This is a genomic window from Olleya namhaensis (assembly GCF_900114005.1).
Lineage (GTDB): Bacteria > Bacteroidota > Bacteroidia > Flavobacteriales > Flavobacteriaceae > Olleya > Olleya namhaensis.
Window position 1 is genome coordinate 25651 of sequence record NZ_FORM01000014.1, and the last position, 20050, is coordinate 45700.

Below are 20050 nucleotides of genomic sequence, written 5' to 3' on the forward strand. Positions count from 1 at the left end.
TTGTTATTTATTCTTCTTCTGTAATATCAATAGTTGTGCCATCCTCTGCTTCAGTACTGTTTTCAACGCCTTCTAGAGTTTCATCAAGCTCCTCGTTTTCGTCTTTCATTACTTTTGCAACAGCTGCTATTGAGTCTTTACCTTTTAGGTTAATCAATTTAACTCCTTGAGTTGCTCTTCCCATAGTACGTAGACTTTCTACCGCCATTCTAATTGCAATACCCGATTTGTTAATTATCATTAAATCATCAGTATCTGTTACTGTTTTAATAGATACTAAACCACCTGTTTTTTCAGATATTGAAATGGTTTTAACTCCTTTTCCTCCTCTGTTTGTAATTCTATACACTGCTTCTCCATCTTCTGGGTCGTCAATATAAGTACGCTTACCATATCCATTTTCAGAAACCACAAGTACCGTTTCCTCTTGAGGGTTTTCTACGATCACCATCCCTATAGCTTCATCTTTTGGATGTGCTAAAGTAATACCTCTAACTCCAGAAGCATTTCTTCCCATTGGTCTAGTTTTAGCTTCTTCAAATCTAATAGCTTTACCAGATTTAAGTGCTATCATAACTTGACTATTACCAGTTGTTAATTTAGCTTCTAATAATTCGTCATCCTCCTTAATAGTAATAGCATTAATACCATTAGTTCTTGGTCTTGAATATTGCTCTAAAGAAGTCTTTTTAACTTGACCTTTTTTAGTTGCCATAATCACATAATGACTATTAATATAATCTTCATCTTTTAAATCTTGAGTACATATAAACGCCATTACTTTGTCGTCTTGCTCAATATTTATAAGGTTTTGGATAGCTCTACCTTTAGACGTTTTACTTCCTTCTGGGATTTCGTAAACACGCATCCAGAAACATTTTCCTTTTTGAGTAAAGAATAACATATACTGGTGGTTAGTACCAACAAATAAGTGTTCTAAGAAATCTTCATTTCTAGTAGTTGATGCTTTTTGACCAACACCTCCTCTATTTTGTGTCTTATACTCAGTTAAAGATGTACGTTTAATATAACCTGCATGAGAAATAGTAATAACTACTTGTGCATCCGGAATCATATCTTCGATACTTAAATCTCCACCAGCATATTCTATTACAGAACGACGCTCATCTCCATATTTATCCTTAACAACTTGCAACTCGTCCTTAATAATAGCCATTCTTCTTTCCTTCTTAGCAAGAATGTCTTTTAAATCATCAATAGTTACCATGATATCATCATACTCACTACGTAACTTGTCTTGTTCTAGACCAGTTAATTGACGCAAACGCATCTCTACAATAGCTTTTGCTTGTATTTCAGAAAGTTTAAAACGTTCAATTAAATTAGCACGTGCTTCATCTGCATTATTGGAAGCTCTAATAATACTAATTACTTCGTCTATATTATCCGATGCAATTATAAGTCCTTCTAATATATGTGCTCTTTCTTCAGCTTTACGTAACTCATAAGTGGTACGTCTTACTACAACTTCATGTCTGTGCTCAACAAAATAATGAATCAATTCTTTTAGATTCAATAATTGAGGTCTTCCATTAACTAATGCAATATTATTAACACTAAAAGAAGATTGTAATGCTGTATACTTAAATAATTTATTAAGTACAATATTAGGTATAGCATCACGCTTTAAGATATAGACGATACGCATACCATTTCTATCAGATTCATCTCTAATAGTAGAAATACCTTCAAGCTTTTTATCATTAACTAAGTCAGCAGTCTTTTTAATCATGTCTGCCTTATTGACCTGATACGGAATCTCCGTTACAATAACACACTCACGACCTTGCACTTCTTCAATAATAGCTTTGGCACGCATAACAATACGCCCTCTACCTGTATGAAAAGCTTCTTTTACACCGTCATAACCATAGATTGTTCCTCCTGTAGGAAAATCTGGAGCTTTAATATGTGTAATTAACTCATCTATTTCAATATCATTGTTTTCAATGTAAGCAATAGTACCATCTACTACTTCCGTTAAATTGTGAGGAGGCATGTTTGTTGCCATACCTACAGCAATACCAGATGCTCCATTTACTAAAAGACCCGGTATACGTGTTGGTAAAACCGTTGGTTCTTCTAAAGTATCATCAAAGTTTAATTTATGGTCTACAGTTTCTTTATCAATATCTGCCAACATGTCTTCAGATATTTTACGCATACGTGCTTCTGTATAACGCATTGCAGCTGGACTATCTCCATCTACAGACCCAAAGTTACCTTGACCGTCTACTAACATATAACGTAAACTCCACTCTTGAGCCATACGTACCATTGCATCGTAAACTGATGTATCCCCGTGTGGGTGATACTTTCCTAAAACTTCCCCAACTATTCTTGCCGACTTTTTATGCGCTCCGGTTGCTCTAACACCAAGTTCATGCATACCATATAATACACGTCTGTGTACAGGTTTTAACCCGTCCCTAACGTCTGGTAATGCACGTGACACAATGACTGACATTGAATAATCAATGTAAGCCGATTTCATTTCATCTTCAATATTAATTGGAATGACCTTCTCTCCTTCTGCCATATATAAATTTAATTAGTTTTATTCATTATTTCAAAACACGCTAATATAAAACTTTCATTAGTAACCGTACGCCTTTTAAGTCTATTTTTTGATGTTTTTTATTAACAATTTGATTCCCTTTTTTAGTTAATAACTCAATTGTGCTTTATTTTGAAATTATCTGTACTTTCAAGCTTTAAACAATTAACATATTATTTAGGGTATAGTTTTTGCCATTAGTAAATATGTTTACTATTTTTAAAGCTGAAAGGAACAAATATATGGATGATAATTTTTCACCAAGAGTAAAAGACGTCATTGCCTATAGTAAGGAAGAAGCATTACGCTTAGGACATGACTTTATAGGTACTGAACATTTAATGCTTGGTTTATTAAGAGACGGGAACGGAAAAGCAATTAATATTTTAAATGCATTAGATATTGATTTAAATCATTTAAGGCGAAAGGTCGAAATATTAAGTCCTGCTAATCCTAATACCATTATTACTTCTAACGAAAAGAAAAATTTGCACTTAACGCGTCAAGCAGAACGTGCATTAAAAACCACTTTTCTAGAGGCTAAACTGTTTCAAAGTACATCAATAAACACAGCACATTTATTATTGTGTATACTTAGAAACGAAAACGACCCTACAACTAAGCTTTTAAATAAGCTTAAAGTAGATTATGATAACGTTAAAGAACAATTTAAGTCTATGATAACAAACGACGATAACTTCGAAGACATAACTGGAGCACCAAAAGCTGAGTCATTTCAAGATGACCCATCTTCTGAAGACTCTAGTTCTAAAGACATATTTAATACTCCTGGGGGAGCTAAAGGGAACAAAAAATCTAAGACACCTGTGTTAGATAATTTTGGACGTGATTTGACAGCTATGGCTGAAGAAGGTAAACTTGACCCAGTGGTAGGACGAGAAAAAGAAATTGAGCGCGTATCTCAAATTTTATCTCGTCGTAAAAAGAACAACCCATTACTAATTGGTGAGCCAGGTGTTGGTAAATCAGCAATTGCTGAAGGATTAGCCAACAGAATTGTAAGTAAAAAAGTATCTCGTATATTATTTAATAAGCGCGTAGTTACTTTAGATTTAGCTAGTTTAGTTGCTGGTACTAAATATAGAGGCCAATTTGAAGAGCGTATGAAAGCGGTAATGAATGAGCTTGAAAAGAATGATGACGTTATTCTATTTATAGACGAAATTCATACCATAGTTGGTGCTGGTGGAGCTACAGGAAGTTTAGATGCTTCTAACATGTTTAAACCTGCATTAGCAAGAGGAGAAATCCAATGTATTGGAGCTACCACTCTTGATGAGTATAGACAATATATTGAGAAAGATGGTGCTTTAGAAAGACGTTTCCAGAAAGTAATTGTAGAACCAACTACTGTTGACGAAACTATTGAAATACTTAACAACATTAAAGGTAAGTATGAAGAACACCATAATGTATCCTATACTGACGAAGCTATTGCGGCTTGTGTAAAGTTAACCAACCGTTATATGACGGAACGTTTTCTTCCAGACAAAGCAATTGATGCTTTAGATGAAGCTGGCTCTAGAGTACACATTACCAACATAAGTGTACCAAAACAGATCATAGAATTAGAGAAAAAATTAGAGGACGTTAGAGAAACAAAAAATTCTGTTGTTAAAAAACAGAAATACGAAGAAGCAGCACGTTTACGTGATGATGAGAAACGTTTAGAGAAAGAATTAGCTGTTGCCCAAGAAAAATGGGAAGAAGACACCAAGTTACATAAAGAAATTGTTAGCGAAGATAATGTTGCAGATGTTGTAAGCATGATGACAGGAATACCTGTTAATCGTATTGCTCAAACCGAAAGCAACAAACTATCATTATTACCAGACCTTATTAAAGGAAAAGTAATTGGTCAAGATGAAGCAGTTGCAAAAGTTGTAAAAGCAATACAACGTAACCGTGCTGGACTTAAAGATCCAAACAAGCCAATCGGGTCGTTTATCTTTTTAGGTCAAACAGGAGTCGGTAAAACACAGTTAGCCAAGGTTTTATCTAATCAATTGTTTGATAGCGAAGATGCTATGATAAGAATTGACATGAGTGAGTACATGGAAAAATTTGCTATCTCAAGACTAGTAGGTGCACCTCCAGGATACGTAGGATATGAAGAAGGTGGTCAATTAACAGAAAAAGTACGTCGTAAACCTTACGCTGTAATTCTTTTAGATGAAATTGAAAAAGCACATCCAGATGTCTTTAATATGTTACTTCAGGTATTAGATGATGGTTATTTAACGGATAGTTTAGGTCGTAAAATCGATTTTAGAAATACTATCATTATAATGACATCAAATATTGGAGCAAGAAAATTAAAAGATTTTGGAACAGGTATTGGTTTTGGAACAGCTTCTCAAAAATCTCAGGAAGACGCCAATGCAAAAAGTGTTATTGAAAATGCACTTAAAAAATCGTTTGCTCCAGAATTTTTAAACAGAATTGATGATGTAGTTGTCTTTAATGCTTTAGAAAAAGAAGATATTAATAAAATTATTGATATCGAATTAGATAGACTGCTAAGACGTATTGACGGTTTAGGTTATAAATTAACTTTAACTGATGCTGCTAAAGATTATATCGCAGATAAAGGATTTGATAAACAATACGGTGCACGACCTTTAAAGCGTGCTATTCAAAAGTATGTTGAAGATGCTTTAGCTGAAGAAATTATTAGCGCTAAACTGCAAGAAGGCGATAAAATAGTGATGGATTTAGATTCAAAAACTGACGAAATCACTATAGCAATAGAAAAAGCAGAAAAGCCTGCAGAATCTTAAGATTAAAAGTATATTTGCAAAATATTAAAAGCTTCACTAACTTTAGTGAAGCTTTTTTAATTGACTTAAAATGTACGCAAAAACAAAATTATCCTTCGGAACACTATTAGTTTCTAATAGTATCCTTATTTCGGAGATTAATGAAGGGGTTACTCTAAATAAAGAGCTGTCTGATGCCATCATTCATTTTGCAAAAGTCACTTTTCAAAATAGACCATTTGTTTATCTTACTAATAGAGTCAATTCTTATGCTGTAGATCCTATTATATATAGAGACGTCTCTCAAATTAAAACTTTGCGTGGTTTTGCTGTAGTCTCTCAAACGCTATCAGCTAGAAATGCGGAAATAGAGCGCTTATTTCTTAATAAGCCTTTTGAAATATTTTCTGATTTAGATAAAGCCAAAGCTTGGGCCTTAAAAAGATTAAAAGAAAACCAATCAGAATCTTTTATTGATTAAACCAATTAGTTTAAGTTATTCAAATCTATTCAATAACATTAAAACAATAATGAAAACTAGATTAAAATAAGTATTTTGACGAATAAAATGACTTTTAAGCGATAAATAGCTTAAATCATTCTGTTGTATTTATTTTTTTAGTCTACAGTTAGTACCTTAAGTAGCCTAAGTAAATGCTATTATGAGTACAACAATAAAATTAAATTTCTGTTCCTTAGAAATTTTCAAAAAAAACAAAATAGTAATTGGTACAGTTAACGAAGGCGTACATCTGACTCCTGAATTAAGTGAGACCATTGTATTAACCGTTTTTAAACATTTAGGAGATTATCCAATGGTTTATATTACAAATCGCATAAACTCCTACTCTATTGATCCTACATTATATACCAATATTTCTAAAATCAAAAATATCATAGGATTTGGCGTGGTTTGTAATAAAACTAGGAAAACAGAAATTTCTGAAATAGAAAAACTGTTCTATAAAAACAAATTCAAACTATTTGAAACTATGGACAATGCCATGTTTTGGGCTATAAAAACACTTGAACATAACGCTATACGCGCGCAAATCTCTTAGAATAATTCATCTGAATCAATACCAATAGTCTGAATAAATGCAATAGATGCCTGAATATCATCATGCAAAATTTCGTCTTCTTTTATAAAAGGAACAACATCACGATAGCTAGATAAAAAGGCCTCTATAAAATCACTTGACTTTAATGGCGCTCTAAAAGCTAATGCTTGAGACGCATTAAACAACTCGATAGCTAAAACACGTTCTACATTATTTATTAAAGTATAGGCTTGTGTTGCTGCATTAGCACCCATACTAACATGATCTTCTTGACCATTACTAGATACAATACTATCAATACTGGCAGGAGATGCCAACTGCTTATTAGCACTTACAATACTTGCTGCAGTGTACTGCGGAATCATAAAACCAGAATTTAAACCTGGATTATCCACTAAAAATGCAGGTAAACCTCTTAGTCCTGAGACTAATTGAAACACACGTCTTTCCGATATATTTCCAATTTCCGCCATCGCTATTTTTAAATAATCTAAAGCTAACGCTAATGGTTGACCATGAAAATTACCTCCAGAGATAATCTCATCATCTTTTGCAAAAATATTAGGATTGTCCGTTACAGAATTAATTTCGGTAGTAAACGTTTTTTCAACAAAAGCAAGCGTATCCTTAGTTGCACCATGTACCTGTGGGATACATCTAAAACTATAAGGATCTTGCACGTGCTGTTTTTCTTGAGTAATAATTTCACTTCCTTCTAAAAAGTCACGCACACGTTTGGCTGTTTTTAATTGACCATTATGTGGTCTTACCAAATGTATTAATTCATTAAAAGGCTCTATTCTACCATCAAAAGCATCAATAGACACACTTCCTATTAAATCTGCTAAATAAGATAATTTATACGCTTTTAACAGTAAAGACGTACCATAAGCACTCATAAACTGTGTTCCGTTAAGCAATGCTAATCCCTCTTTAGACTGCATTGTTATTGGTTCCCAATTAAATTGCTCTAACACTTGTTTTGCTTCTAAAGTTTCGCCTTTATAAAACACTTTTCCTTTACCAATTAATGGTAATGACATATGTGCTAAAGGTGACAAATCTCCAGAGGCACCTAAAGATCCTTGTGTGTAAACCAATGGTAAAACATCGTTATTATAAAAATCTATTAGACGTTGTACAGTTTGTAACTGTATTCCAGAATGTCCGTAGCTTAATGATTGTATTTTTAATAGCAACATTAATTTTACAATCTCATTAGGTACCAAATCTCCGGTACCACAAGCATGAGACATCATTAAATTCTCCTGTAGTTTCGTTAAATTTTCGGTACTAATCTTTACATTATATAAAGACCCAAATCCTGTATTAATTCCATAAATTGGTCTAGTTTCAGATTTTAGTTTTTCGTCCAAATAAGCTCTACACTCATTAATCTTAACAATAGATTGCTCTGATAATTCTAATTGTTTTTGTTCTAAAATTATCGATTGTATAGTCGCCAAATCTAATGGCGTTGAAGATATAATGTGCGTTGTTTTCATTTGCTTAATTTAACTAGTCAAAAGTCATCAATACTATAATAATATGCAAGTAATTGTTAATAATTAAAAAAAAACTTTATATCTATAAGAATTCTATATATTTTTGGTTTAAATAAAATTAAAACAATGAAAAAACTATTAGTTTGTATAGCAGCATTATCTATTGTTGCTTGCAAAAAGGAAGCCCCTAAAGATTATGCTACAATATCTGGTAAAATAGAAAATAAAAACAGTGACTCTTTATTTGTTTACCAAGGTAGAGACTTTAAAAGAACGATAAAAGTTAATGAAGACGGAACGTTTAGTGATACACTAAAAGTTAAATCTGGAGTTTACGGATTATATGATGGTAAAGAGCAAACTAATATCTTTTTAGCTAATGATATGGATATCAAAATGACTTTAGACACTAAAGCGTTTGATGAAACGATTGCTTTTTCTGGAAAAGGTGCTGAAAAAACTAATTTTTTAGGTGAAAAACTAAAATTTGAAGAAGGTTTAATTGATATCGAAGCTTTAAAAAGTTTAGATGAAACTGGATTAAATTCTAAAATGGAGAGTTTAAAAAATGAAATGATTGCTTTTTATGATAAAAACGTAAGCATTGACTCTACACTTATTGCACAATCTAAAGAACAAGTTAGCCCAATGCTAGATGGTTTAAAAGGATATGTGTTAGGTGGTATTAAATTAAAACAAGAATTACCTGCAGGAACAGTGTCTCCTACTTTTGAAAATTACGAAAACTATAAAGGTGGAACAGTGTCTTTATCTGACTTAAAAGGTAAATATGTTTATGTAGATGTTTGGGCAACTTGGTGTGGACCTTGTATTGGCGAAATTCCTGCATTACAAACTTTAGAAAAAGATTACGAAGGTAAAAATATTGCTTTTGTAAGTATCTCTACAGATGATGGAAGAGGTTATAGAGCTGCAAGCAAAGAAGAATCTTTTAAATTATCTAAAGAAGCTTGGAGAAAAATGATTGCTGAAAAAGAAATGAGTGGTATTCAATTATTTGCTGATAAATCTTTCAGCTCTGATTTTGTTACAGGTTATAAAATTAACTCTATACCTAGATTTATCTTAATAGATCCAAATGGTAATATTGTTAATGCTGATGCTCCAAGACCATCATATCCAAAAATAAACGAGTACTTAAGTTCTTTCGGAATCTAAGCTAGTTTAAAACTGATATAAAAAAAAGCGAACTTTTCAGTTCGCTTTTTTTTTGTACTTATATTTAATTTATCCTTGTGGTTCTTCACCTTCTTCTTCAGTTTCAACTTGTGGTGGCTCTGGTTGCTTAAACATATCTAAATATGCCAACGATATACCTTCAATAACATGACTAGCTATAAAGCTTTGGTAACCCAAATCCTCGATTAATAAATCGGCAGATTTTCCATGTAAATACACACCAAAAATTGCAGCAGACAAAGCATCATAACCTTGTGCTACTAAACCAGCAATCATACCTGTTAAAACATCCCCAGTACCAGCTGTTGCTAACCCAGGGTTTCCTGTTGCGTTTACATACAACTTATCATCAAAAACAGTAATTGTATTGGCACCTTTAATAACAACAATACACTTGTATTTTTTAGCAAATGCTTTCGTTTTTTTAAGCTTATCAAAATCATCTTTCCATGATCCAACAAGTCTTTCAAGCTCTTTTGGATGTGGCGTTAATATTGTGTTTTCTGGCAATAATTTTAATAATGCTTTCTTTTTAGATAGTATATTTAAACCGTCCGCGTCAACAACTAAAGCTGTTTTGTTTGTTTTTAAAAACGTTTCAAAAGCAGTAACTGTTTTAGCATCTGTACCAACACCAACTCCAAACGCAATAACGTTTGGTGTTATATCATAATTTATAGCCGTAATTTTTTCCTCATCGCTATCTGTAATAACCATTGCTTCAGGAAAACCAACTTGTAATGGAATATAACCACATTTTGGTGTGTACGCTGTAACCTTACCAGCTCCAATAGCTAATACGCCTTGACTAGCTAATGTAACAGATCCTATTTTACCGTAACTCCCACCTATAATTAAAGCATGTCCAAAATCTCCTTTATGGCTAAACTTAGTTCTAGGCTTATAAATTGGTAAGACTTCATTTTTTCCAATTAACTCAGCTACAGTTGGTGTTGTAAATAAATATTCTGGATCAATACCAATATCTAAAACTTCCCATTGTACCGTATATTTAGCCAATTCTGGCAAAAAGAAAACCAATTTTGGTGTTTGAAAACTTAAGGTGTATCCTGCGTTTACAACACTTTCTTCATCAGTTGGTGCTGCATCTGTAGACAAACCTGAAGGCACATCTATGGCTAAAACAAAAGCTTTAGTAGCTCTAAAGTGATTAAATAATGACTTTACCCAAGGATCCACAGGACGATTAATACCTATACCCAAAATAGCATCTACAATAATATCTTTCTCTTCTATTACAGGCATCTCACAATCATCAGCTAATACTACAGGCCAATCTTTAGTTGTGCTTTTAATACGATCATAATTAAGTAAAAAATCTTTAGATCGTGTTGTACTATAATTAACAATGTAAGTCTTTACATTATATCCGTGTGTTATTAAATGTCTAGCAACTACTAAACCATCTCCTCCATTGTTTCCAATCCCACAAAACACGTGTATTGGGACTTGTGCGCCTTGCATACGCATATGCAACCAATTAAAAATTTGTATACCTGCACGCTCCATCAAATCGGTAGATGTAATACCTTGTTTTTTAGCTGTTAAAGCATCGCCTTCATAAATTTGTTCTTTCGAAAATATTTTCATTTTAATAATATATTGGCTATTAATTATCAATCTCGCAAAAATTGATGTTTAGTTTTTTTGATAAAAGTAAAAGTAATACATTTGATAGGTATAGATGCATAAAATGAAAAAAAGACATACTATTTTTACGTTAATTATGACCATTACCCTTTTGGGTTAATGACTATATATTCCTTCCGTTTGGGTAGTTTTTCAACTACAATTTTTATCACAAAATAATTTAAAAATGAAAGTATTAAAATTTGGTGGAACCTCTGTTGGTTCAGCACAAAACATAAAAAAAGTTATCGCCATTCTTCAAAAAGAATCGCAATCTAGTACTGTCGTTTGTGTAGTATCCGCTGTTGGTGGTATTACTGATAAATTGCTACAAGCTGGAACATTAGCTAAGCAAAAAGACAAAAGCTACCTTACTATTTTTGAAAAAATAAAAACCACGCACTATAAAGTTATTGAAGGCTTAAGTACAAAACCTAAAGCAATCACGTCTGAAGTAGATGTAAAGTTTGAAGACTTAAAACAACTACTAAATGGTATCTATTTGATTAACGAGTTGTCTCCAAAAACATCTGATAAGCTAGTTAGTTTTGGAGAGCTACTTTCGTCTTTTATAATTGCAAAAACAATGGAAGAAATGGGCTTAAATGCTGTCTTAAAAAACAGTCAAGAGCTTATTGTTACTAACTCTAATTTTACAAAAGCAGAAGTTAATTACGACATAACTAACAAGAATATTACAGACTACTTTAATAACGCCAATCAGCAAATTACAATACTTCCTGGGTTTGTATCAAAATCGCAAGCTGGAGAAGTAACAACTCTAGGTCGTGGTGGATCAGATTTTACAGCAGCTATTATAGCAGCTGCTTTAAAAGTAGACCAATTAGAAATTTGGACAGACGTTAGCGGGATGTATACTACTAATCCAAAATTAGTAAAACAGGCCTACCCGATTACTAATTTGTCGTATCAAGAAGCTATGGAACTGTCGCATTTTGGTGCGAAGGTTTTATATCCTCCAACAGTACAACCAGTTTTAAATTTAGCTATCCCAATACACATTAAAAACACATTACATCCGGAAGCTAATGGAACGGTGATCTCTAATCAAGACAATAAAAGTAACCTGACCGTTAAAGGGATTAGTCATATAGATAATGTCGCGCTTTTAACATTAGAAGGTAGTGGTATGGTTGGTATCCCAGGGTTTTCTAAACGTCTGTTTGAAACCTTAGCCAACGAAAAAATAAACATCATTTTTATAACACAAGCGTCTTCAGAGCATTCTATTTGTTTTGGAATAGATGTTAGTAATGCCCAACAGGCAGAACAAGCCATAAACACAGCATTTGAATACGAAATATCGTTACATAAAATAAATCCTATTATCGTTGAAAAAGGACTTTCTATTATTGCATTAATTGGTGATAACATGAAAAGCCACCAAGGTATTAGCGGAAAGCTTTTTAGTACCTTAGGAAAAAACAATATTAATGTCAGAGCTATTGCGCAAGGTGCGTCAGAAAAAAACATCTCAGCTGTAATTAATGAGCATGATGTTAGCAAGGCATTAAACAGTTTACACGAGCGTTTCTTTGAGATTAACACTAAACAATTAAACGTATTTATTACCGGAATTGGAAACGTTGGAGAAAAGCTAATAGACCAAATACAGCAACAACATAGTTTTTTAAAGAAAAACTTAAAATTAGATGTCAGAATTGTTGGAATGTCAAATTCTAAAAAAATGATTTTTGACCCAAAAGGTATTGATTTAAACAATTGGACAGCACAATTCCATCATGCAGAACCATCAAGTATTACTGCCTTTTTAGACAAAGTAAATAGCCTAAATCTTAGAAATAGCATATTTGTAGATGTAACCGCTAATAAGGATGTCGCAGCAATATATGACAGTTATCTTAAACAAAGTGTCGCAGTAGTTGCTTGTAATAAAATAGCCTGTTCTGATAAGTATGTTAACTATAAAAACTTACAAGATTTATCATTAAAATACAACGCACCATTTTTATACGAAACAAATGTTGGTGCCGGATTACCAATAATTAATACACTTAATAATTTAGTTGCATCAGGAGACAAAGTAATTAGTATACAGGCAGTTCTATCTGGTAGCTTAAACTTTGTGTTTAACAATTTTAGTGATAAAAAGAATTTTCATGACACAGTAAAACAAGCCCAATTTGAAGGGTATACTGAGCCTGATCCGCGTATTGATTTAAGCGGAATTGATGTCGCTAGAAAGATATTAATTTTAGCCCGTGAAAACGGAATTCCGATGGAAATCGAAGACATTGTAAACGATTCATTTTTAACCGAAGCTAATTTAAATAGCACTTCTGTTGACGATTTTTATGATACTTTAATTAATGACGAAGCACATTTTCAAAAACTATACGCTTCTGCACAAGCAAATAATTGTCAACTAAAATATGTTGCCGAATATAAAAATGGAAAAGCTAAAGTAGGATTACAAGAAGTGCCAGAAGGACATCCTTTTTATAATCTTGAAGGAAAAGATAACATTGTTATGTTTTACACACAACGCTATCCAGAACAGCCTTTAATAGTCAAAGGTGCTGGTGCTGGAGCAGATGTTACAGCATCCGGATTATTTGCAGATATTATCAGAATAGGTAATAAATAAGCCATAGTAAAGGCAGTAATTACTTAAAAGAGTACCGCTTCCGCGGAAATTATAAAAAGGAGTTTTAAATGAACGAAATCAAAATATTCTCACCAGCCACAGTCGCTAACGTTTCTTGCGGTTTTGACGTCTTAGGTTTTTGCTTAGATACTATTGGTGACGAAATGGTGATTAGAAAAACCACTGAAAAAGGAATCAAAATCACTAAAATAGTTGGTGCTGATCTTCCTTTTGAAGCGCATAAAAATGTAGCTAGTGTTTCGGCTTTAGCCTTATATAATCACGCTAATCCTGATTGCGGTTTCGAAATAGAAATCTATAAGAACATTAAGCCAGGAAGCGGTATTGGAAGCAGCTCTGCAAGTGCTGCCGGAAGTGTGTTTGCTATAAACGAGCTATTAGGCAGACCTTATAATCAAACACAATTAACCAATTTTGCTATGAAAGGCGAAGCGGTTGCAAGTGGTTGCGAGCATGCAGATAATATTGCTCCTGCCCTATTTGGCGGTTTTACATTAGTAAAAAGCACAACACCTTTACAAGTATTACAATTACCAACTCCAGAAGATTTATTTGTGACTATTATACATCCACAAATTGAAGTTAAAACCTCTGAAGCGCGTGCTATTTTACCAAAACAGATTCCGTTGCAAAACGCCATAACACAATGGTCAAACGTTGGTAGTTTGGTACATGCGTTACATACTAACGATTATCAATTGCTAAGCCAAGCCTTAGTTGATGTAGTTGTAGAGCCTTATAGAAGTCAATTAATACCACATTTTGATTCGGTTAAAACCGAAGTTATAAAAGCAGGCGCTTTAGGTGCCGGAATTTCTGGTTCTGGACCGTCTATATTCGCTTTATCAAAAAGCAAAAAAACTGCGGAAGATGTAGCTAAAGCGATGACTACTATTTATGCTAAAACAGCTATTAATTTTAATACTTATGTCTCTAAAATTAACACTCAAGGGATGAAAATATTAAGTTAATCGGCATTAACAGTAAACAAAAAAATTAAAATAGAGTGCCACGTCCTGCGTCCGCGTATAGACAAACAAAAACAAAAAAATGAACTACTACTCATTAAACCATAAAGCACCAAATACAACATTTAAAGATGCTGTTGTAAAAGGGTTAGCGCCAGACAAAGGATTGTATTTCCCAGAAAGCATAACGCCTTTACCGGCTTCATTTTTTGAAAATATTGATACTTTAAGCTATACAGATATTGCGTTTGAAGCCTTACAACAATTTGTGAGTCCTGATATTCCAAAGGACGTTTTAAAAACAATTATTGCCGAAACACTATCGTTTGAGTTTCCTGTAGTCAAGCTTAATGATAACATCTCAACATTAGAGCTCTTTCACGGTCCGACTATGGCTTTTAAAGATGTTGGCGCCCGTTTTATGGCGCGTTGTTTAGGCTATTTTAATAAAGATAACACTAATCAAGTAACGGTGTTAGTAGCCACTTCTGGAGACACAGGAGGTGCTGTTGCCAATGGGTTTTTGGGTGTAAAAGGTGTAAATGTTGTCATTTTATATCCTTCAGGAAAAGTAAGCGATATTCAAGAAAAACAACTAACAACGTTAGGACAAAACATTAAAGCTTTAGAGGTGGACGGTGTCTTTGACGATTGTCAAGATATGGTTAAGCGTGCCTTTTTGGATGATACGTTAACCAGTAAAATGCAATTAACATCTGCAAACTCTATTAATGTAGCACGTTGGTTACCACAACTACTCTACTTTATGTTTGCTTATAAACAACTACACAAAACACAAAAAGAGATTGTATTTTCTGTACCTAGCGGAAATTTTGGAAATGTATGCGCCGGAATGATGGCACAGCAGTTAGGCTTACCAATTAAACATTTTATTGCGTCTAATAATCAAAATAACGTGGTTACTAATTACTTAAAAACGGAACTATACACTCCAAAACGATCAGTTCAAACCATTAGTAACGCGATGGATGTTGGTAATCCAAGTAATTTTATACGTATCCAAGAAATTTACAAAAATAACTTTAGCGCGTTAAAAGAAAACTTATCTTCTTTTAGCTTTACTGATGAAGAAACAAAAGTGGCTTTAAAAGAGATTTACGACACCTATAACTACGTTGCAGATCCACATGGCGCTGTTGGCTATTTAGGATGTAAATCTTACTTAAAAGTGCATCCTAAGGCACATTGTGTGTTTTTAGAAACTGCGCATCCAACTAAGTTTTTAGATGTTGTTGAAGACGTAATTAAAGAAAAGCAAGCCTTACCACCACAAATTGAAGCGGTTATGGACAAAACCAAAGTCGCTACTAAAATTAGTGATTACGATGGTTTAAAAGCCTTTTTATTACAATAATTCAAAGCCTTTTGATTAGTTTTAAATGCTAAATATAAAAGAGACTAACATGACATTTGTATTGGATCATATTGCACTTTCTGTAAAGGACGTCGACCTATCGGTTGCTTTTTATCAATCCGTTTTTAGGATAGAGGAAGTTAAAAACACTGCGTCCAGTTCTAAAACCAGATGGTTGGCACTTACAGATCATAAACAAATCCATTTAATACCTAGACCAGAATTAGAGGTTAAAACCAATAAAGCCGTTCATTTTGCTTTGGCAACGCCTAATTTTGACGCTTTTGTAAAGCACCTTAAAAGTTTAGAAGTATATTACTCTGATTGGCGTGATACGCCTAAAAAAGATTATGTAAGGGATGATGGTATCCAACAAATTTACTTTCAAGATCCAGATGGTTATTGGATTGAAGTAAACAACGCGGTTTGATTATTTAAAATTTTATTAACAACCCTTTAAACATATTTTGGACTCAAGATTACTATACAGTATTACCCATGCTCTAACTAATAAAATAGATTGGACTAAAAGCAATCAAGAAGAATGGATCCATTTTGGGACAGCTATTGAAATTGATTATCAAAAAATTAAAAACGTGATTGTCAAACAATTCAAAAAAGATGACGTTTATATTGTTTATTCCAGATCAGAATCAGGCCATTTAAAATACCACAAAGCATTATTTAATAATTTAATAGGTAAGCAAAACTTTTTTCTTTGGAATAATAAATTAACAAAAGTAATAGCGTTTAACTCTGTTGGTATTCTAAGATGTGGTCAAATAAATTACAACACCTCCACTACTTCTGACTGTCATCCAAACCCCATTGATCTAAACTTCTTAAAATAGCCTCCAAAGACTTCCCTCTTGTAGTTAATTTATATTCCACTTTTGGAGGAACAACAGGATATACTTTTCTAGAAATAAGTCCATCTTTTTCTAAATCTCTAACCGTTTGGGTAAACATTTTATTTGAAATTCCTTGAATTTGCTTTTGCAAGATTCCAGAACGCAAACCACCTTCCAATAAATGAAATAAAATTAAAGGTTTCCATTTTGTGCCTATCAAATTCATTGTATAATTCAGAGGACAGTTAATTTCTTTATTCAATATTATAGATTTAAAGTGTTGATTTTAATTATTTTACTCGTTTAGGTAACTATACTACATTTTGGTAAGTTATTGCCTATAAAGCAAATATAGATTAATTTTGTAATCTAAAATAAATGTTATGACAACAAATCAAAATTATCCAAAATCATTTTCTCATATAGGACTTACGGTTCCCGACATAAAAGAAGCTGTAAAATTCTATTCTGAAGTTATGGGTTGGTACATTATAATGGAACCATCAACTGTCAAAAAAGAAACAGAAACTGCGATTGGTCAAATGTGTATTGATGTTTTTGGTAACGATTGGACCGAGTTTGAAATTGCACATTTAGCAACGTCTGACGGTATTGGAATAGAGTTATTTTCTTTTCCAAATGGTATAAAAGAAGCACCCGAATTTAATCCGTTTAATACTGGATTATTTCATTTTTGCATCCAAGACCCAAATATTGAAGACCTTATTGAGAAAATTTTGGCTTACGGCGGAAAACAAAGAATGCCAATTAGAGAATACTATCCAAAAGACAAGCCTTTTAAAATGTGCTACGTGGAAGATCCTTTTGGAATTGTATTTGAAATTTACACGCATAGTTATGAGCTTACCTACTCGTCTGGCGCTTATTCAAAATAAAAAATCATTTACTATAATACTTGATTACAAGTCTAAAAAAGTCACCAATTTGGTGGCTTTTTTTGGTTAGAAAAATTAAAATTTGAACGGTTAAAATAAAACCACTAAATTAACCACTTAAGAAACTAAACTGTCTGTCTTATATAAATGAAAATCACGAACAAAAAATATATAAATCTCAATTTAGCAAATGAGGATGATCGTGGTGAAAACCTAATAATGGATTTTATTATATCTTCTATTATGGGTGTTTTAATAGCTTTTTACACTTATAAAAACCTCCCATTAGCTTTTTTAATTTATATACTTGTCAGATTTATTTACTATTTTTCTTTTGAATATATTTCGGGCAGAACACTTGGTAAGTACCAAACACAAACTCAAGTTGTAAACCATGTTGGAGAAAAACCAACAGTGATACAGTTAATTAAAAGAAATATAAGCCGATTTATTAGTATACTTTCTGGATTAAGTGATGACGAAAAAGCTTTACACGATAATGTATCTAATACTTTTGTAATTAAAAACGAAGCTTTAAAAAAAATAGAATTCAAACTCCCTTTGATTTTACTCTTTAATCTGATATTTTTTGGGTTTTGGAGCTATTATTTTTGGACTAAAACTAAATTAGAAACCTTAGATAAACTTTTACTAATTATTTATAGCTTCGGTTTTATCTATAGTTTGATAATAGGATTAAAAATGATGAGAAAATCCACTAATAACAGGTAAACTAATTACTATTTTCAGACCTATTCTATTCAACCTAAAACTAACCACAAAAAACATGACTCTAACGCTAAAACAAACATGTCTCCTTTTTATAGCATCTCTTGTTGTAATAAGCTGTAATAGTAATAAAAACACTACTACGTTTAAATTAAAACAAGGTGATTTACTGTTTCAAAATACGGGCACAAGTGATGTTGCTAATGCAATCAAAGATGTAACAGCAACATCACTATCTAAAAACTACTCTCATGTTGCCATCGCCATGCAAAAAGACGACCAATGGTTTGTTGTGGAAGCCTATCCAAAAATCGGGGTTTCTCAAACCTCTTTAAAAACGTTTCTAGACCGAAATAAAAACAAATTAAACAAATCGCAAACTACAGTCGCCAGATTAGATAGCATCTACCAACCCTATATTGCAAAAGCTTTGAACTACGGAATCGAAAGACTAAACACACCTTATGACGATGTCTTTTTATGGGACGATACATCATATTATTGCTCAGAATTAGTCTATAAAATGTTCTCTACTCAAAATTTAGCAAAAGCAGCTATTCCTTTTTTGACACACCCAATGACCTTTAACGATAGTACAGGACACCCAATGCCAAGTTGGACAACCTATTACAAAACACGTAATCAACCCATTCCTGAAGGGATTGAAGGCACAAATCCTAACTTAATGGCTAGCAGCCCGCATATTACTTTTGTGCATGATTATGAGCAGGAATAAACACTTAATTCACCACACAAAGAAGCTTAAGTTTCTGTAAATCTAGATGTAATCTAAACTTGATTTTAAAAAATAAAACCATTACCTTCGGATTTAAAATAACTACTGATATAAATCATTAAAAACGATGTCATATCAGTTTTAAGTTACCTGTAATTATGAAAAAAAGCATTATTCGAATAATCTTCTTACTTTCATTAAGTATTAATGCTCAAGTAAAAATTGACAATATTTATTCGATTGACTTCCCTAATAACTATGAGAAATCTGAAAGTATTGAAAAAGCGGAACTACCTGGAAGATTTAAAGGAAAAGTAAGTAATCGAGTAAAAGTTGAGACCTATACATTCAATAATTCTGATAAAGATTTTTACATTCTAATAACCACAAAATATATAAATGAGAATAATGAGCCTATCGAATATAACCCTGAAAGTATTTCTGAACGGTATAATAAATATGGGAAATATTCAAAAAAAATAATTGAGTCATTTAGTCGAAAAGGCTTTAAATTTAAAGACTCAACGAGTATAAGAATTAATAACTTTTTTGGACAAAAACTTACTTTTAAAGATAGTATTAGTGGAAATACAAATGCTGAAGGAAATCTAATTGAAATAAATGGAAAACAATATTTCGCCATTTACTCTAAAATTGCCGAATTTAATGAAAATCGTAAAAACAAATTTCTGAATTCAATAAAAATAGATTCATCAAAAGAAGTTAAACAAATTACTAAACCTTATGATTTGAAAGAGAATTTATTGGAATTGTTTTTTAAAGGAATATTCGTTATTGGAATATTTTACTTGATTAGAAAATATAAAAAAACTACAGGTAACACCGTATAAAATTAATTGCTTGTTTCCTGCCTACTTACGAAAGTCCTCGCGGACTTTCTTGGTCGTTAATTATTTACTAAATTAGTTGCTTGAAACACGCAACAAACCATATACAATCACGTTATTTTAAACCCACACCCGTCCTGAAATAAGGCTACATAATTTTAAACATTATGTACAGAAATGACAAAGTAATTAGACGTTACAGTGAACCTTTTAAATTAAAAAT

The 20050-nt window shown here is 32.5% G+C and carries 16 protein-coding genes; 12 read left to right on the forward strand and 4 right to left on the reverse strand.

What is annotated here, in order from left to right:
* Window positions 1–7 precede the first annotated feature (7 nt).
* A complete protein-coding gene (gene gyrA, locus BMZ09_RS15560) occupies window positions 8–2560 on the reverse strand; it encodes a DNA gyrase subunit A (RefSeq protein ID WP_090842346.1) in 2553 nt (850 codons plus the stop codon).
* Between the two features lie 260 nt (window positions 2561–2820).
* Between gyrA and BMZ09_RS15565 the strand changes: the two genes are divergently transcribed.
* From BMZ09_RS15565 to BMZ09_RS15575, 3 genes are all read left to right on the forward strand, one after another.
* Window positions 2821–5379, forward strand: coding sequence for an ATP-dependent Clp protease ATP-binding subunit (locus tag BMZ09_RS15565; protein WP_090842383.1), 2559 nt, complete (start codon window positions 2821–2823; stop codon window positions 5377–5379).
* Window positions 5380–5449: 70 nt separating this feature from the next.
* Window positions 5450–5839: a hypothetical protein gene (locus tag BMZ09_RS15570; RefSeq protein ID WP_090842348.1), complete on the forward strand. Its 390-nt coding sequence runs from the start codon at window positions 5450–5452 to the stop codon at window positions 5837–5839.
* A gap of 181 nt (window positions 5840–6020) precedes the next feature.
* On the forward strand, window positions 6021–6419 hold the full coding sequence (locus tag BMZ09_RS15575; RefSeq protein WP_090842351.1) for a hypothetical protein: 399 nt from the start codon (window positions 6021–6023) through the stop codon (window positions 6417–6419).
* Here the strand turns inward: BMZ09_RS15575 and hutH are convergent.
* Complete coding sequence (gene hutH / locus BMZ09_RS15580; protein WP_090842353.1) at window positions 6416–7924, reverse strand: histidine ammonia-lyase; 1509 nt, start codon at window positions 7922–7924, stop codon at window positions 6416–6418. The two genes, BMZ09_RS15575 and hutH, sit on opposite strands and share 4 nt — an antisense overlap.
* Window positions 7925–8050: 126 nt before the next feature.
* On the opposite strand from hutH, the gene BMZ09_RS15585 reads away from it, so the two are divergent.
* The gene (locus BMZ09_RS15585) at window positions 8051–9103 is read left to right on the forward strand and encodes a TlpA family protein disulfide reductase (protein ID WP_090842356.1); all 1053 of its coding nucleotides are present in this window, start codon (window positions 8051–8053) and stop codon (window positions 9101–9103) included.
* A 69-nt stretch (window positions 9104–9172) separates the two neighbouring features.
* On the opposite strand, the gene BMZ09_RS15590 is transcribed toward BMZ09_RS15585, so the two are convergent.
* Window positions 9173–10735 carry an NAD(P)H-hydrate dehydratase gene (locus BMZ09_RS15590; protein WP_090842358.1) on the reverse strand — a complete coding sequence of 521 codons (1563 nt, stop codon included), beginning with the start codon at window positions 10733–10735 and terminating at the stop codon, window positions 9173–9175.
* Window positions 10736–10961: 226 nt separating this feature from the next.
* Between BMZ09_RS15590 and thrA the strand changes: the two genes are divergently transcribed.
* The 4 genes from thrA (at window position 10962) to BMZ09_RS15610 (ending at window position 16197) form a co-directional block, all read left to right on the forward strand.
* Window positions 10962–13403, forward strand: a complete 2442-nt coding sequence (gene thrA, locus BMZ09_RS15595) for a bifunctional aspartate kinase/homoserine dehydrogenase I (RefSeq protein ID WP_090842361.1) — start codon at window positions 10962–10964, stop codon at window positions 13401–13403.
* A gap of 68 nt (window positions 13404–13471) precedes the next feature.
* Entirely contained in the window at window positions 13472–14395 is a 924-nt protein-coding gene (locus tag BMZ09_RS15600; protein ID WP_090842363.1) for a homoserine kinase, read from the forward strand.
* Between the two features lie 79 nt (window positions 14396–14474).
* Window positions 14475–15767 carry a threonine synthase gene (thrC, locus tag BMZ09_RS15605; RefSeq protein WP_090842366.1) on the forward strand — a complete coding sequence of 431 codons (1293 nt, stop codon included), beginning with the start codon at window positions 14475–14477 and terminating at the stop codon, window positions 15765–15767.
* A gap of 25 nt (window positions 15768–15792) precedes the next feature.
* Window positions 15793–16197 carry a VOC family protein gene (locus BMZ09_RS15610; protein WP_245741159.1) on the forward strand — a complete coding sequence of 135 codons (405 nt, stop codon included), beginning with the start codon at window positions 15793–15795 and terminating at the stop codon, window positions 16195–16197.
* A gap of 371 nt (window positions 16198–16568) precedes the next feature.
* Here the strand turns inward: BMZ09_RS15610 and BMZ09_RS15620 are convergent, their stop codons facing one another.
* Window positions 16569–16844 carry a winged helix-turn-helix transcriptional regulator gene (locus BMZ09_RS15620; RefSeq protein WP_090842370.1) on the reverse strand — a complete coding sequence of 92 codons (276 nt, stop codon included), beginning with the start codon at window positions 16842–16844 and terminating at the stop codon, window positions 16569–16571.
* Window positions 16845–17001: 157 nt separating this feature from the next.
* Here BMZ09_RS15620 and BMZ09_RS15625 point away from each other — a divergent pair, with 157 nt between their 5' ends.
* From BMZ09_RS15625 to BMZ09_RS15640, 4 genes are all read left to right on the forward strand, one after another.
* Complete coding sequence (locus tag BMZ09_RS15625) at window positions 17002–17514, forward strand: VOC family protein (protein WP_090842372.1); 513 nt, start codon at window positions 17002–17004, stop codon at window positions 17512–17514.
* 147 nt (window positions 17515–17661) lie between these two features.
* The gene (locus tag BMZ09_RS15630; protein ID WP_090842374.1) at window positions 17662–18246 is read left to right on the forward strand and encodes an RDD family protein; all 585 of its coding nucleotides are present in this window, start codon (window positions 17662–17664) and stop codon (window positions 18244–18246) included.
* Window positions 18247–18301: 55 nt separating this feature from the next.
* Window positions 18302–18979 (forward strand): YiiX/YebB-like N1pC/P60 family cysteine hydrolase, encoded by a 678-nt coding sequence (locus BMZ09_RS15635; RefSeq protein WP_090842376.1) that lies wholly within the window; start codon window positions 18302–18304, stop codon window positions 18977–18979.
* Window positions 18980–19137: 158 nt separating this feature from the next.
* Entirely contained in the window at window positions 19138–19830 is a 693-nt protein-coding gene (locus tag BMZ09_RS15640; protein ID WP_090842379.1) for a hypothetical protein, read from the forward strand.
* The last annotated feature ends 220 nt before the right edge of the window (window positions 19831–20050 follow it).

Bases quoted from the DNA above. Each gene is read 5' to 3' on its own strand.
- BMZ09_RS15635 (WP_090842376.1), top strand. From the start codon at position 18,302: ATGACTCTAACGCTAAAACAAACATGTCTCCTTTTTATAGCATCTCTT.
- BMZ09_RS15590 (WP_090842358.1), bottom strand. From the start codon at position 10,735: ATGAAAATATTTTCGAAAGAACAAATTTATGAAGGCGATGCTTTAACA.
- gyrA (WP_090842346.1), bottom strand. From the start codon at position 2,560: ATGGCAGAAGGAGAGAAGGTCATTCCAATTAATATTGAAGATGAAATG.
- BMZ09_RS15625 (WP_090842372.1), top strand. From the start codon at position 17,002: ATGACAACAAATCAAAATTATCCAAAATCATTTTCTCATATAGGACTT.
- hutH (WP_090842353.1), bottom strand. From the start codon at position 7,924: ATGAAAACAACGCACATTATATCTTCAACGCCATTAGATTTGGCGACT.
- BMZ09_RS15640 (WP_090842379.1), top strand. From the start codon at position 19,138: ATGAAAAAAAGCATTATTCGAATAATCTTCTTACTTTCATTAAGTATT.
- BMZ09_RS15585 (WP_090842356.1), top strand. From the start codon at position 8,051: ATGAAAAAACTATTAGTTTGTATAGCAGCATTATCTATTGTTGCTTGC.
- BMZ09_RS15600 (WP_090842363.1), top strand. From the start codon at position 13,472: ATGAACGAAATCAAAATATTCTCACCAGCCACAGTCGCTAACGTTTCT.
- BMZ09_RS15570 (WP_090842348.1), top strand. From the start codon at position 5,450: ATGTACGCAAAAACAAAATTATCCTTCGGAACACTATTAGTTTCTAAT.
- BMZ09_RS15575 (WP_090842351.1), top strand. From the start codon at position 6,021: ATGAGTACAACAATAAAATTAAATTTCTGTTCCTTAGAAATTTTCAAA.
- BMZ09_RS15565 (WP_090842383.1), top strand. From the start codon at position 2,821: ATGGATGATAATTTTTCACCAAGAGTAAAAGACGTCATTGCCTATAGT.
- thrA (WP_090842361.1), top strand. From the start codon at position 10,962: ATGAAAGTATTAAAATTTGGTGGAACCTCTGTTGGTTCAGCACAAAAC.
- BMZ09_RS15620 (WP_090842370.1), bottom strand. From the start codon at position 16,844: ATGAATTTGATAGGCACAAAATGGAAACCTTTAATTTTATTTCATTTA.
- BMZ09_RS15630 (WP_090842374.1), top strand. From the start codon at position 17,662: ATGAAAATCACGAACAAAAAATATATAAATCTCAATTTAGCAAATGAG.
- BMZ09_RS15610 (WP_245741159.1), top strand. From the start codon at position 15,793: ATGCTAAATATAAAAGAGACTAACATGACATTTGTATTGGATCATATT.
- thrC (WP_090842366.1), top strand. From the start codon at position 14,475: ATGAACTACTACTCATTAAACCATAAAGCACCAAATACAACATTTAAA.